15 protein-coding genes, 2 pseudogenes and 1 riboswitch are annotated in these 13,752 nt (G+C 33.0%); of the genes and pseudogenes, 15 read left to right on the plus strand and 2 right to left on the minus strand.

The window, feature by feature from the left end:
• Positions 1-450 precede the first annotated feature (450 nt).
• From BMX60_RS09785 to BMX60_RS09835, 11 genes are all read left to right on the plus strand, one after another.
• Positions 451-1,074 carry a hypothetical protein gene (locus BMX60_RS09785; protein ID WP_091351291.1) on the plus strand — a complete coding sequence of 208 codons (624 nt, stop codon included), beginning with the start codon at positions 451-453 and terminating at the stop codon, positions 1,072-1,074.
• A 71-nt stretch (positions 1,075-1,145) separates the two neighbouring features.
• On the plus strand, positions 1,146-2,318 hold the full coding sequence (locus BMX60_RS09790; protein ID WP_091351292.1) for an MFS transporter: 1,173 nt from the start codon (positions 1,146-1,148) through the stop codon (positions 2,316-2,318).
• 183 nt (positions 2,319-2,501) lie between these two features.
• Positions 2,502-3,662 carry a double-cubane-cluster-containing anaerobic reductase gene (locus BMX60_RS09795; protein ID WP_091351293.1) on the plus strand — a complete coding sequence of 387 codons (1,161 nt, stop codon included), beginning with the start codon at positions 2,502-2,504 and terminating at the stop codon, positions 3,660-3,662.
• A gap of 57 nt (positions 3,663-3,719) precedes the next feature.
• A complete protein-coding gene (locus tag BMX60_RS09800) occupies positions 3,720-4,484 on the plus strand; it encodes an acyl-CoA dehydratase activase (protein ID WP_091351294.1) in 765 nt (254 codons plus the stop codon).
• Positions 4,485-4,649: 165 nt separating this feature from the next.
• Positions 4,650-5,189 (plus strand): helix-turn-helix domain-containing protein, encoded by a 540-nt coding sequence (locus tag BMX60_RS09805; RefSeq protein WP_091351295.1) that lies wholly within the window; start codon positions 4,650-4,652, stop codon positions 5,187-5,189.
• A gap of 30 nt (positions 5,190-5,219) precedes the next feature.
• Entirely contained in the window at positions 5,220-6,260 is a 1,041-nt protein-coding gene (gene potA / locus BMX60_RS09810) for a spermidine/putrescine ABC transporter ATP-binding protein (RefSeq protein ID WP_091351296.1), read from the plus strand.
• Positions 6,257-7,102, plus strand: coding sequence for an ABC transporter permease (locus BMX60_RS09815; protein WP_091351297.1), 846 nt, complete (start codon positions 6,257-6,259; stop codon positions 7,100-7,102). Before potA ends, BMX60_RS09815 begins: the two co-directional genes overlap by 4 nt.
• Positions 7,096-7,881, plus strand: coding sequence for an ABC transporter permease (locus BMX60_RS09820; RefSeq protein ID WP_091351298.1), 786 nt, complete (start codon positions 7,096-7,098; stop codon positions 7,879-7,881). The genes BMX60_RS09815 and BMX60_RS09820 overlap by 7 nt, the downstream gene beginning before the upstream one ends.
• Before the next feature lie 2 nt (positions 7,882-7,883).
• Positions 7,884-8,921: an ABC transporter substrate-binding protein gene (locus BMX60_RS09825; RefSeq protein ID WP_091351299.1), complete on the plus strand. Its 1,038-nt coding sequence runs from the start codon at positions 7,884-7,886 to the stop codon at positions 8,919-8,921.
• 42 nt (positions 8,922-8,963) lie between these two features.
• Positions 8,964-9,686, plus strand: a complete 723-nt coding sequence (locus BMX60_RS09830; RefSeq protein WP_091351300.1) for a sulfite exporter TauE/SafE family protein — start codon at positions 8,964-8,966, stop codon at positions 9,684-9,686.
• Positions 9,687-9,757: 71 nt separating this feature from the next.
• Positions 9,758-9,841, plus strand: a riboswitch (cyclic di-GMP riboswitch).
• Between the two features lie 73 nt (positions 9,842-9,914).
• Positions 9,915-11,657, plus strand: coding sequence for a methyl-accepting chemotaxis protein (locus tag BMX60_RS09835; protein WP_091351301.1), 1,743 nt, complete (start codon positions 9,915-9,917; stop codon positions 11,655-11,657).
• Between the two features lie 68 nt (positions 11,658-11,725).
• On the opposite strand, the gene BMX60_RS09840 is transcribed toward BMX60_RS09835, so the two are convergent.
• Complete coding sequence (locus BMX60_RS09840; protein WP_091351302.1) at positions 11,726-12,019, minus strand: zinc ribbon domain-containing protein; 294 nt, start codon at positions 12,017-12,019, stop codon at positions 11,726-11,728.
• A 123-nt stretch (positions 12,020-12,142) separates the two neighbouring features.
• Complete coding sequence (locus BMX60_RS09845) at positions 12,143-12,511, minus strand: DUF2085 domain-containing protein (protein WP_341423331.1); 369 nt, start codon at positions 12,509-12,511, stop codon at positions 12,143-12,145.
• Positions 12,512-12,727: 216 nt separating this feature from the next.
• Here BMX60_RS09845 and BMX60_RS12480 point away from each other — a divergent pair.
• From BMX60_RS12480 to BMX60_RS09860, 4 genes and pseudogenes are all read left to right on the plus strand, one after another.
• Positions 12,728-12,825, plus strand: a pseudogene (locus tag BMX60_RS12480) (IS607 family transposase); the annotation flags it as partial.
• A 5-nt stretch (positions 12,826-12,830) separates the two neighbouring features.
• Positions 12,831-13,037 (plus strand): annotated as a pseudogene (locus BMX60_RS12485) (recombinase family protein); the annotation flags it as partial.
• 19 nt (positions 13,038-13,056) lie between these two features.
• Positions 13,057-13,299: a hypothetical protein gene (locus BMX60_RS09855; RefSeq protein WP_091351303.1), complete on the plus strand. Its 243-nt coding sequence runs from the start codon at positions 13,057-13,059 to the stop codon at positions 13,297-13,299.
• A partial coding sequence (locus BMX60_RS09860; protein ID WP_143055923.1) for a transposase occupies positions 13,266-13,752 on the plus strand: 487 nt, incomplete at its 3' end. The genes BMX60_RS09855 and BMX60_RS09860, both read left to right, overlap by 34 nt.

Consider the following 13,752-nt stretch of genomic DNA (forward strand, 5'->3'; position numbering starts at 1 on the left):
TAGCAAGGGGTTGTGATGTAGATAAACCAAGGAACTTAGCTAAGTCCGTTACAGTTGAGTAGAGGGAGTAGAACAAAAATCATGGCGAAAGCCATGATTTCAGTTTGTAGAAAAAGTCATTTTTTAAAGGCTGTGGTAATTAAACATTCTAACAAAGTTTTGCGTCGAGATTTAAGGCTTCTATCTAAAAGGAAGAAGGATTTTTCCCCTTCTTCCTTTTATCTAATCAGCTCTTAAATCTATCTCCTCGACTTAATCGTATCTTTGTTTAATTACCACAGCTGATGGTGACTTTGTCTATAGTTTATCTTCAGTCTGAAATCATGGCAAAACCATGATTTTTATTTTAGGATTATTTAGTAATAAAAGATTTGCCATATATGTATAAAAGTGGTATTTTTAAGATATAAAACAGAGAATCTTTAAAGAAATCAGAGGGGGAAGAAATAAATGGAAAAAACATTGCCACAATTTTGGAGTTTTAATAGGGCTAAAGATGCCTCTTTGATTAAAACGGAGAATTTTGTATGGCAAGGGCCATTTTCGTGGACTGGGTATGAGCAAACTAATAGATTGAAACCTGTTCCTAATATAGCTGGGGTTTACCTTATTACATTTGAATATAAAGATGGTTATATTTTACGTTCCGTTGGCGTAACAAACTCTATGAAAAGGCGGTTTCTAGAACATGAACGGGAATTTAAGAAAGGAAATTATACCATACTTGATGTTGAATATGCTAAGATGGGGATTAGAAAAGAAATATGGCATGGTTGGGAATATGGAAAAGCACATCAGAGTCAATTTCTTGAATTCAAGGATACATTTTTAAAGCTTATTGAAAAAGAGTTGTCATCCTACAGAATATTTGTTACTGAGATTAATGACAAAAGAAAGAGAGAAAGGCTTGAAGCAGCAATATTAATAAATGTTTATGCATCTAAAAAAGTATGGGCTGATTTAGTTGATGGGGGGATGCACATCAGAGGTAGATTTAATTACGAAATTCCAATTAAAATAAGAAATATATCTCAGCAAAAAATATTTGGCCTTCCTAAAATAGTAGAAATATAGTAAATTCATAATATATCAATGGCAAGCTTATAAAGTAAATAAGGAGAAGCTAGAAGGGGATTGATTAAATCATGATTAACATGGCATTTAAACTCAGTTTAATCTATATTACCATTTATGGAGGAATTGCGGCATTCTTACCATATCTGACTCCATACCTGCAGCAAAGGGGACTAAGTTATACCCAGATAGGGATAGCATTAGCGGTAAACTCAATGGTAGCACTAATATCTCAGCCTTTATGGGGATTTTTTACAGATAAATATCTTAATAAAAGGCTTACTTTACTAATTCTATTATTAATATGTTCACTTACAGTTTATAGTTTAATTTTTGCTACAAGCTTTTTCTACATCCTATTGAGTATCATTGTAGTTATTTTTTTCCAAAGTTCGATTATTCCTATAATTGATGCATACACCTATGAGATTATTAGCACCCATAATCAAATCCAATACGGTCGAATAAGAATGATGGGCTCAATAGGTTTTGCTGTTACAGCTTTGGCTGTAGGATATGTAATAAAGCAATATGGAATCTACAGTTCATATATCATATATTCAATATTGATGCTTACCGGACTTTATTTTGTTTACTCAATAAACTTTAAACCAACAGTAAGGATTAGAAAAGCAAGTGTTCAAGATTTTATTGAACTAATTAAAGATAAGAGATTTATATTGTTTATGATCTCTGTGGCAATTTTTAATATAGCTATGGGTATACACTCAACTTATATTTATATTCTTATACAAAACACAGGTGGAGATGTTTCAATCCTTGGGATTATCTTTTTTGCCATGGCTATGAGTGAACTCCCTACTTTATTTTATGGAGATAATATTGTTAAAAAGTTTGGAGAGTTAAATTTATATAAGATAGGTGTATTTTTATTTGGTTTAAGAATGTTTATCAACTCCCTAATAAGCTCATATATGTTAGTGATAGTGGTGCAAATGATGCAAAGTGTTACCTTTGCTTTCTACTTACTAGGGGCTTTGCAATATATAAATAATATAACTAAGGCTGAGGTTAAAACATCTGCTATCACCTTTTTCTCTGCAATGATTGGACTTGGGGCTTTTATTGGAAATATAGGGGGAGGTATTTTGCTAGAGCATATTTCTATTTTTGCCTTATATAAAATATCTGCTGTAATATCTGTAATAGCAGGTGTTATAGTAGTGATTTTGAAGAGGTATGAAACTAAAAATATAGTAAAAACAACTACTATAATAAGGTAAAAGAAAATATACTAAAAAAACTCCAGTGGGAGTTTTTTTAGTATGGGTTAGTGGGAGATTAGTTACCTTTACATTATAAGCAACTCTTATATAATCATAAAAGGATATTATCGTTTAAAATAGAATATAATTTAGAGAATAAAATCACAAACCCTTTGGGATGAAAAAGGAGGAAAATTTTTAATGAGACCAAAACTTATGGAAAAAGTAGAAGAACTTAGGGGTATAAATGCTGTTAAAATTAAAGAAGCCAGTGAGTCAGGGCAAAAAGTTGTTGGAATGTACTGCGTTTTTTCACCACAGGAAATTGTATTAGCAGCTGGTGCTATTCCTGTAACTCTATGTGGAACAAAACAAGAACCAATAGAGGATGCAGAAAAGGAATTGCCGAGAAACTTATGTCCCCTTATAAAATCAAGTTATGGCTTTGCTATTACCGATAAATGTCCATATTTTTACTTTTCTGATGTAATATTAGGTGAAACGACATGTGACGGTAAGAAAAAAATGTATGAACTAATGGCTAAAATTAAACCAATGCATGTAATGAATCTTCCTCAAAGGGCAGATGGAGAAGAAAATTTGGCTTATTGGCAAGGAGAAGTTATAAAATTTAAGGAATTTCTCGAAGAGCAATTTGGAGTAGAAATTACCGACGAAAAACTGAAAGATGCAATCAAACTTGCTAATCGAGAAAGAAAAGCCTTAAAAAGACTACATCAATTAAATGCCCATAAACCGGCACCCCTTACTGGTATGGATATGATGTTAGCCCAATGGTTAAAAGGATTTAATGTAGATAAAGAGGCTGGAATTCAGTTAATTGAAGAGTTAATTACTGAAATAGAAAAGCAAATGGCAGAAGGGAACTTCCCCTTTGATGTAGATGCACCTAGAATATTATTGACTGGAGTACCAATTGGTAGTGGTTCTGAAAAGGTATTAAAGATATTAGAAGATTTAGGAGCAAGTGTAGTAGCTTTAGAGAACTGCACTGGATATAAAGGTTTAGATATTATGGTAGATGAAGAAAAAGATCCAATTTTAGCTATAGCAGAAAAATATCTAGCTACTCCCTGTTCTTGTATGAGTAATAACAATAGAAGATTAGACCTAATTAAAAGGTTGGCAGAGGAGTATAAAGTTGATGCAGTTGTAGATTTAACCTGGCAAGCTTGTCATACCTACAACATTGAATCCTTTACAGTGAAGAATTTTGTAAAAGAAGAACTAAACTTACCCTTTTTACAAATAGAAACCGACTATTCCGATTCTGATGTAGGGCAAATTAAGGTTAGGGTAGAAGCTTTCTTAGAATCTCTATTGAATAATGGGAAAAGGTAAAATTAATTCATTTTCTAAACAATAACAACAGGAATAGACATAAAAGGAAGTGTCTCAATGTACAGTATAGGAATAGATTTAGGTTCCGTAGCCAGTAAAGGGGTAGTATTTGACGGTCAAAAGGTAATTGCTAAAGTTATCCTTCCTACTGGATGGAGTCCTCAAAAAACGGGAGAAAAGATATTAAAAGATCTATTATTGGAAGGTGGAATTGACAGAAATCAAGTAAAGGCTATAGTAGCTACAGGTTATGGCCGTGGTATCTTATCATTTATAGATAAAAAAGTAACGGAAATAACTTGCCATGGAGTAGGAGCATATTTTTTAGACAGTGAAATTAGAACTGTTATTGATATCGGTGGTCAGGATAGCAAAGTTATAAAAATAGATGATAAAGGGAATGTCATCGATTTCTTAATGAATGATAAATGTGCTGCTGGAACAGGCCGTTTTTTACAGGTAATGGCCAACGCCCTTGATTTAGACATTAGTCAGCTATCCCAGGTAGCTGAAGGTGCTGTTCCACAAAATATAAACAGTATGTGCACTGTTTTTGCCGAATCAGAAGTTGTTAGTCTAATAGCAGAAGGGGCATCCAAAGAGAGTATAGCCGCTGGATTATTACAATCAGTAGCTAATAAAACCTATTCCCTAATCAGTAAAGTAGGTGTACAAAACAAAGTTTTCTTCTCTGGGGGAGTGTCCCAAAATCCGTTACTTAAAAGGTATTTAGAGGAAAAACTAGGGATAACAATTTATACTTCTGATATGGCACAGTATATGGGGGCAATAGGTGCTGCTATTATAGGATATAATATCTAATTTGGAAAAAGGTTAGGATTTTTACTAACCTTTTTTCTTTTTTCCTATTGAAAAAAATTGAAAAAAATGTATAATTAAATTACTTTGTTTAGTAAAAGTAAACTAACAGTTTAGCAATAGGTTATTTTCCTGGAGTAGTTAAGAGAAAGGGTGAAGGCGATAACCATGGATATAGGAAAAAAGCTGAAACAAATTAGAATAGATAAAGGTATGACCCAAGAGGAAGTTGCCCTAAGATGTGAGCTTTCTAAGGGTTTTATCTCCCAAGTAGAAAGGAACTTAACATCACCTTCTATTGTTACACTGAAGGATATACTAGAATGTTTAGGTACTGATTTAAAAAGTTTTTTCAGTGAAGAGACGGAAGAAAAAATTATTTTTAAACCAGAAGATATTTTTGAAACAAATAATGATAATCTAAACTTTAATGTCAAATGGCTAATACCTAACGCCCAAAAGAATACCATGGAACCAATTTTACTGACCCTAGAACCAGGGGGTAGATATCACGAAGAAGCTGCCCACGAAGGAGAAGAATTTGGTTACGTACTATCTGGTGTGATTAATATTAGCTATAGAGATAAAAAATACCGCTGTAAAAAAGGAGAATGCTTCTATTTTAAAAGTAGTACAAATCACCAGATAAGTAACGGAGGTAAAACTGAAGCAAAAGTGCTGTGGATTAGCTCGCCACCATCTTTCTAACCTAAGGATATTTGGGAAGGAGCGGATTTTGTGAAAGATTCTTTAATTAATCTTGTAAACATTAATAAAAGCTATGGGGAACATACCGTTATTGAGAACTTAAACTTATATATCAAAGAAAATGAGTTTTTAACTTTACTAGGTCCTAGTGGTTGTGGGAAAACCACAATATTGAGGATGATTGGGGGATTTGAAAATCCTACTAAAGGGGATATATATTTCTTAAATGAAAGAATTAACGATGTACCGCCATATAAAAGGCAAATAAATACCGTTTTCCAAAAATATGCCCTGTTTCCCCACTTGAATGTCTTTGAAAATATCGCCTTTGGCCTAAAAATAAAGAAACTTCCCCAAAAGACTATAGAGGAAAAAGTTAAACAAATGTTAGCTATAGTAGGGTTAGAAGGCCTCGAAAAAAGGGATGTAGAATCACTAAGTGGTGGTCAACAGCAGAGAGTAGCTATTGCTAGATCCCTAGTTAATGAACCAAAGGTTTTACTTTTAGACGAACCATTAGGAGCGTTAGATTTAAAGCTTCGTAAAGAAATGCAAATAGAACTTAAAAATATGCAAAAACAACTAGGGATAACCTTTGTTTATGTAACCCATGATCAAGAAGAAGCCCTTACAATGTCAGATACCATTGTAGTTATGGACAAAGGAAAAATCCAACAAATAGGTACACCAACTGATATCTACAACGAGCCTAAAAATGCTTTTGTAGCTGATTTTATCGGTGAAAGTAATATAATCGATGGAATAATGTATAACGACTATGATGTATCCTTTTGTAATTATAGATTTAAATGTATAGATAAAGGGTTTAAGGAACAAGAACCAGTAGATGTTGTGGTAAGGCCAGAAGATATACAAATAGTTAAAGAAGGAGAGGGAATGCTCCAAGGGGTAGTACAGTCAGTGATTTTTAAAGGTGTTCATTACGAAATGCTAGTAGATTGCAATGGATACAGCTGGAAGATACATAGTACAGATATGGTACCGGTAGGAAATAGAGTTGGGATTAATATAGGTCCAGAAGCAATCCATATAATGAGGAAAACAACATGAAAAAATGGATAGCCTACCCATATGTATTTTTTATGTTAGTATTCATACTGCTACCCCTATTGTTAACCCTTTATTATAGTGTTACTTATCAAGATTGGGATGGAACTACAAGGTTTACATTACAGCACTTTAAAACTTTTTTTACAGGAGCAGGATATTCTGATTCAAGGATATTCATTAACATACTCCTTAGATCCCTACGATTAGCCCTAGTAACGACAGTTATCTGTCTAGTACTGGGATATCCCCTTGCTATGATATTAAGTAAAATGAAAGGTGTTACAAGAAATAACTTAGTTTTACTGTTAATTGTACCAATGTGGATGAACTTTTTGATTAGAACCTATGCGTGGATGTCAATTTTAAGTCGGGAAGGAATACTAAACGGTATATTAATTAGATTAGGTCTCCCTACTGTCAATATTTTATATACAGAAACTGCCGTTATTTTAGGTATGGTCTATAACTTTCTACCTTTCATGATCCTTCCAATCTATACAGTTTTAGTAAAAATGGATAAAAGGGTATTAGAAGCTGCGGCGGATTTAGGAGCGAATAAGTTCATCACCTTTACAAGGGTTATTTTCCCCTTAAGCCTCCCTGGAGTAATATCAGGTATTACTATGGTATTTATGCCCTCTGTAACTACCTTTGTTATCCCTAGGCTGTTAGGGGGAGGAAGGGTTGAGATGATCGGTAACCTAATAGAACAGCAATTTTTAGGTGAATACAACTGGAACTTTGGTTCAGCTGTTTCTATTATAATGATGACATTTATTTTATTGTTTATGTATTTACTTCAGAAAAATGTAGATAAAGAAGAGGGGGGGTCTATATGGTAAGTAGGTTTTTGAAAAATACCTATGTTTTCCTCATGTACCTCTTTCTATATGCTCCCATTTTAGTCTTAGTAATATTTTCCTTTAACGATTCTAGGTCTAGGACTTCCTGGGAAGGTTTTACTTTAAGGTGGTATCGGGAACTATTTAGTAATCAACAAATACTACAATCTTTAAAATATACCTTAATAATCGCAGTACTTGCTGCTACAATTTCCACAATTATTGGGACCTTTGCAGCTATAGGTATCTACAAAATGAAATTCTTAGAAAGACAGTTAGTATTAAATTTGAATTACTTACCAGTGTTAAACCCCGATATATTAACAGGTTTATCCTTGATGTTATTATTTATATTTTTAAATATACCCCTTGGGTTTATTACCCTTTTATTAGCCCATATAACCTTTTGTATTCCTTACGTCATTTTATCTGTTTTGCCGAAACTAAAACAACTTCCTGCAAATACTTTAGAAGCGGCAATGGACTTAGGAGCAGAACCATTTTATGCCATAAGAAAAGTAATCCTACCTCAAATAGCACCGGGTATCGTAAGTGGAGGGTTAATTGCTTTCACCTTATCTATCGATGATTTTGTTATAAGTTTTTTTACTACAGGACAAGGGGTATCTAATCTTTCCATAACAATTTTTTCTATGGCAAGGAGGGGAATAAACCCGACAATTAATGCCTTATCAACCCTTTTATTTTGTAGTGTTTTAGTGCTATTGATATTGATTAACTTCCAAAAAGATAAAGAAAAAGAAGAAGGAGGATATTAAAAATGAAAAAAATTATTTTAAGTATGCTTTCTATTCTTTTAATCCTTACAGCACTAACAGGCTGTGGCTCCTCTAGTAAAGAAGTTCTATATATTTTTAACTGGGGAGATTTTATAGACTTTGACTTAATCCGAGATTTTGAAAAAGAATATGGAATCAAAGTAATTTACGATGAATATGATACTAATGAGTCTATGTATGCCAGACTAAAAGCTGGTGGAAAGTATGACCTAATTTTCCCATCAGACTATATGGTTGCTAAACTTATCAGTGAAAACATGCTAGAAGAAATAGATTTTAGTAATATTCCCAACTATAAATATATCATGGATAATTTTAAAAACATGAACTTTGATCCAGAGGGTAAGTATTCCGTTCCTTATGTCTGGGGAACCTTAGGTATTTTGTATAATACCGAGAAGGTCAGTGGAATTGTTGATAGCTGGAGTGTAGTTTTTGATCCTGCAAATAGAAACGAAGTATTTATGATTGATAGCATGAGAGATTCATTAGCAGTAGCATTAAATTACCTTGGCTACTCTATAAACTCTAAAAATGAAGGAGAACTAGAGAAAGCAAAGGAATTGTTAATTAAGCAAAGGGCTGAAGTTAATCCAGTATACGTAAACGATGAAGGTAAAGATATGATTATGGAAGGACAAGCTACTTTCTTTGTAACTTGGTCTGGAGAGGCAATGCAGGTTATCTCTGAAGATTCAAGATTCAACTATATTGTTCCGAAAGAAGGAAGTAATCTATTTATCGATAATATGGCAATCCCTAAAGGGGCTAGAAATAAAGAAAATGCTGAGAAATTTATTAACTATATGTTAAGAACAGATGTAGCAAAGGCAAATATTGAATATATAGGATACTCTACCCCCCATAAAGGTGCTTGGGAAGAATTAGATGCTGAAACAAAAAATAATCCGATACTCTACCCCGATGATACAGTAACTGAAAAAGCAGAGATCTTTATCGACTTAGGGTCTTTCTTAGATGTATATAGCAGAGTTTGGAGAGAAGTTAAAAATCAGTAGAATCGTATAATCAAATATTATACGAAAGTGAGATGGGTATTTATGGATGATTTTTATACCTATGGCCTTCTCTTTATAGGAAGTTTTTTTGCTGCTGCTATATCAGGGGCTGCTGGTTTTGGAGGAGCACTGCTATTGTTACCATTGCTAACAAAAACAATTGGTACAGAAATGGCTGTACCAATTTTAACAATTGCCCAGTTGATAGGTAATTTATCTAGGGTTTACTTTGGCTTTAATAAAATTAACTGGAAACCAGTTTATCTGTTTATCTTAGGCGCAGTGCCGATGAGTATCCTTGGAGCATTTTCCTTTGTAACTATACCTAAAGAAATAATTTCAAAGGGTATTGGTGCAGCCCTTATCCTATTTGTAGTTTTGAAGTTTTTTAATATCCTTAAATTTAATCCATCGGGTAAAACTATGCTAATAGGTGGAGCGGTGACAGGGTTGATCTCTGGTCTTGTAGGTAGTGCCGGTCCTATTGGTGCCGCATTGTTCCTTTCCCTTAACCTTCCCCCTGTATCATATATTGCCAGTGAAGCGGTAACTGCTGTAGCAATGCATGTATCCAAAACAGTTGTTTACCAAAGATACCTAGGAATTGGCATTTATGCCCTAGGAATAGGATTATTCATGGGTGTTGCTATGATTACAGGAACATGGGTTGGGAAAAAAGTCATCGAAAAAATGCCTAAAGATAAATTTGTGAAATTTGTAAGTATACTTTTACTACTCATTGGTTTACAGATGTTAATAGGATAATACTAAAGTAATAGATTAAATATTTTAGATAACTCTTTTTTATAAAAGAAAATTATGGTATTATTGCTATGTAAGTAAATAGGCACACTTGCTGAAAAGCAAGGTCGCAAAGCTATAGGGCCTAAGGTTTTATACTACGGCAGCCAGTTGCATCAAAGCTAGTTAGCTCTATGCACTGCATAGAGCTTTTTGTATCAAGGAAAAACGGACAAGTAGTGGAGGGATAAAATGAGGATAATAACTAAGGGAAAGACTAAACCAAATATATCTAAATTTAGTGGGATTAAATTAGGACTAAGTAACAGAATAATTTTAATCTATCTACTTACGTCTATAGTACTTGTGGCAGGGATATCTCTTCAGGTTTATAACTCCATATATGGATTACTAAGAACTACTTCATTACAGAGTAATGCTCAGCTGGCTTTAGAGGTTATCAATGCAAGATATCCTGGAAATTGGCGAGTAGAAGGAGATAGATTATATAAAGGAGCTACCTTGATTAATGAAAACTACGAGCTTGTCGATACAATTAAAAGAAGTACAAGGGGAGAAATAACTATCTTTGCTAGAGATACTAGTGTAGCGACGACAATAAGAAATGATGGTATACGACAGATAGGGACTAAAGCTTCGGAAGAAGTAGTGGAGCAGGTTCTTAAAAGAGGGGAAAGTTATAGTGGTACAGTTAATATTTTTGGTGAAAGTTATAATGTACATTATATGGAACTTAGGGATATTGCCGGTAATATAGTTGGAATGTTTTTTATAGGTTATCCAAGAAGTTATATCCTTGAATTAGTATCAGAACCTTTTAGAAAGATAGTTTTTGTTGCTCTAGGAATAATGGGGGGGACTATCCTCATCTATTATTTATACCTAAGATTCAGAGTAACTAAACCAGTGGAAAGATTAAGGGATAATATTCAAAAAATGGCTGCTGGAGATTTAAGGGTAACTACCGATTTAAAACTATTGAAACGTAAAGATGAAATTGGGGAAATGGCTCAAGGATTTGCTGAAATGGTTAAATCCATTAGAAGTATTGTTGAAGATATTCAAGGGAAAGCTAATCAATTAAATATTAGCTCAGAATCTTTAGCATCTACATCTAGCCAAATGTCGGCATCTTCTCAGGAATTGGCATCTACTATGAATCAAGTGGCAGAAGGATCAGCAAATCAAGCCCAAGATTTAGAAGGGATTGTAACATCCCTTTCAGATCTAACAGTAATTATAGATAAAGTTAACAGAGAACTAGAAAATGTTAAAGAACAAACGGAAAACACACAAAATAAAGCCCATATGGGAAGGGAAGAAATGGATAACTTGGTACAATCCATAACAGAAGTTAAAAAAGCTTTCCAATTGGTTGCTGATAAGTTAGAAGGGTTGAATAATACTGTTCAAGAAATTAGTGGAATATCAGAGTTAATTTCCAGTATTTCAGAACAAACAAACCTTTTAGCATTAAATGCAGCCATAGAAGCTGCTAGGGCAGGGGAACAGGGAAGAGGTTTTGCCGTTGTAGCTGATGAAGTGAGAAAACTTGCTGAGGAGTCGAGAACTTCTACTGAAAAAATCATTAATTTAGTAGAGTCCATTACTAAAGATACTGAAGAAGTAATAACCACATCTAAGACTGTCGAACAATCGGTAGAAGAACAGGTATATTCAGTAGATAAAACCGTTAACTCCTTTGGTGAAATTTTACAATCGGTGGATAGTATTAAGCCATTGGTGACAAATACATATCAAGCTATGGATGAAATAATGAAATTTAAAGATCTAGTAATAGAAAAGGCTGAGGAAGTTAGTGCTATAACTGAGGAAACTACTGCAGCTACCGAGGAAGTGGCAGCATCATCTCAGGAACTAACTGCATCTTCAGAAGAAGTAGCAAATACAGCCCAAAGCTTGAGGGAAATAGCCAAGGGGCTAATGGAGCGGGTTAATACCTTCAAGATATAGTGGCTATTAAAAAACTGACACTTTTTATCGGTGTCAGTTTTTTATCCTTTGGAATGATTGGATAAATCTTATAAACGTACAGAAAAAGCTGTTAATAGAAAGCCATATAAATAAAATAAAAACCAAATACCTAATCCAGCCAGCATCCAGTGACAAACTAGCTTAGCACTTTCAGGTTTTTCTTCTCTCCAAAGGAAATATAGAATCACCCCTACTATGGGGAAACAACAAGAAACAATTCCTGCAAGGTGAGAAGGATTATCTACAGTTGTTGGCTTTTCCTCCTTTAGCTTTCCACCACAATGGACACAAACAAAGGCGTGACTTTCTACTTCTTTACCACAATACTTACAATATGTCATAAATTCACCCCCAAAATTTCCGTTTATTATAATATTATCTATTCGCCCTATTGGAACAAAATTCCTTTCAAAATTTTAAAATTGCAGATAGAAATAATAAAAAACTGACACTTAATATCGGTGTCAGTTTTTAAATATTGACCAAAAAATTTCACCATGATATCTACCTAAAACTAATGCTTCTCTTAATAAAAAAATTGTACCTATTCCAGCAAGAATTCCTGTTATAAACCTTCTAGGATTGGTACTGGTATAAAAACCCAAATATTGCATACCCCCGTCTAGTGATAGTGGCAATAAAAGTATAAGAGAAAAATAAAGGTTGATAGGATAAAAAAATAATAATATAACTCCTAAAAAATAACCTACTAAAATACCAGTACATCTAGCACACATGGGAAATTTTTTGCCCCTGAAATAAAAAGATCTATCTGGTAGCCGGTGGCAAAAAAACATATACCTTAGTATGATTTCAAAAGAACTTTTAGTCATTTACATTAAAAACCTCCTGATAAAAAGGTAAATAAAATTTTCCGCCACAATGGACACAAACAAAGGCATGACTTGCTACTTCTTTTCATCATTATATGGAGCTTAAAATAGATAGAAATGACAAAAAAGTTATAAAATTAATAAAATGCAACTAAATGAAAATAAATGTATGTTATAATTGTCTTATAAGGATTTACAAGGATGTGATTATTATAAGGTTTGATAAAAGTAAGTGTTCTACCTAATGGTAGATATGATTATGACAAAGACAGTGTATATAATTATTTAACAAAGGAGTAGAAAGAAAAACTTATCAAGAGTATTTTCAGATGTAGCAAGTGGTATTAGCTTTGAAAAAAGAAAAGATTTCTTTAAAATGCTTGATGATATAATTACAGGTAAAGTAGAAAGAATTGTGATCACACATAAAGATAGGTTATCAAGAGTAGGTTTTGAGTTATTCCATCATTTGTTTAAAAAATATAATTGTGAGATAATTGTCATGAGTGAAGTAGGTTTTGAAGAAAAGGAGGTGAATAGAGAAGATGAAAGTTAACCGTGTTGAAAAACATATAATATATCCTAAAAATTCATATTACCCAATATTAGACGAATATTGTTTTAAATCTAAAAACCTATACAACTTTGCAAACTATCAAATAAGGCAAAAATTTTGTAAAGAAGGGAAATATATCTCTTACAAACAAATGGATAAGCTATTAAAACAAGAAGGAATGATAATGATTACAGAAATATGCCAACAGCACAATCAGCACAACAAACATTAAAATTATTAGATAAAAATTGGAAGTCCTTTTTCAAAGCCATTAAAGATTGGAATAAGAATAAAGAAAAATATACGGGCAGGCCTAAACTACCTAAATACTTACCTAAAAATGGCAGGAATGTGTTGATTTTAACAAGTCAAAATTGCAAATTAAAGGATAATAAAATAATTTTTCCTAAAGGGTTTAATGGTTTAACATTAAAGACAAAAGTAGATAATCTACAACAAGTTAGGATACTACCAAGAAATAATCATATTGTTATTGAAGTAGTTTATCAAATAGAAATTCCTGAAGCCGGAAAAGATAATGGCAGGATAATTAGTATTGATATTGGTTTAGATAACTTTGCAACCATAGGTAACAATGTAGGTGTAAAACCTATAATACTAAATGGTAAGGGTCTAAAATCAATAAATCAATACTACAACAAAAAAATAAGTCATTATCGCCAAA

This window comes from Anaerobranca gottschalkii DSM 13577, from assembly GCF_900111575.1.
Classification (GTDB): Bacteria; Bacillota; Proteinivoracia; order Proteinivoracales; family Proteinivoracaceae; genus Anaerobranca; species Anaerobranca gottschalkii.

Bases quoted from the DNA above. Each gene is read 5' to 3' on its own strand.
- BMX60_RS09830 (WP_091351300.1), top strand. From the start codon at position 8,964: ATGGATGATTTTTATACCTATGGCCTTCTCTTTATAGGAAGTTTTTTT.
- BMX60_RS09840 (WP_091351302.1), bottom strand. From the start codon at position 12,019: ATGACATATTGTAAGTATTGTGGTAAAGAAGTAGAAAGTCACGCCTTT.
- BMX60_RS09790 (WP_091351292.1), top strand. From the start codon at position 1,146: ATGATTAACATGGCATTTAAACTCAGTTTAATCTATATTACCATTTAT.
- BMX60_RS09845 (WP_341423331.1), bottom strand. From the start codon at position 12,511: ATGACTAAAAGTTCTTTTGAAATCATACTAAGGTATATGTTTTTTTGC.
- BMX60_RS09795 (WP_091351293.1), top strand. From the start codon at position 2,502: ATGAGACCAAAACTTATGGAAAAAGTAGAAGAACTTAGGGGTATAAAT.
- BMX60_RS09835 (WP_091351301.1), top strand. From the start codon at position 9,915: ATGAGGATAATAACTAAGGGAAAGACTAAACCAAATATATCTAAATTT.
- BMX60_RS09815 (WP_091351297.1), top strand. From the start codon at position 6,257: ATGAAAAAATGGATAGCCTACCCATATGTATTTTTTATGTTAGTATTC.
- BMX60_RS09805 (WP_091351295.1), top strand. From the start codon at position 4,650: ATGGATATAGGAAAAAAGCTGAAACAAATTAGAATAGATAAAGGTATG.
- BMX60_RS09785 (WP_091351291.1), top strand. From the start codon at position 451: ATGGAAAAAACATTGCCACAATTTTGGAGTTTTAATAGGGCTAAAGAT.
- BMX60_RS09800 (WP_091351294.1), top strand. From the start codon at position 3,720: ATGTACAGTATAGGAATAGATTTAGGTTCCGTAGCCAGTAAAGGGGTA.
- BMX60_RS09855 (WP_091351303.1), top strand. From the start codon at position 13,057: ATGAAAGTTAACCGTGTTGAAAAACATATAATATATCCTAAAAATTCA.
- BMX60_RS09820 (WP_091351298.1), top strand. From the start codon at position 7,096: ATGGTAAGTAGGTTTTTGAAAAATACCTATGTTTTCCTCATGTACCTC.
- BMX60_RS09825 (WP_091351299.1), top strand. From the start codon at position 7,884: ATGAAAAAAATTATTTTAAGTATGCTTTCTATTCTTTTAATCCTTACA.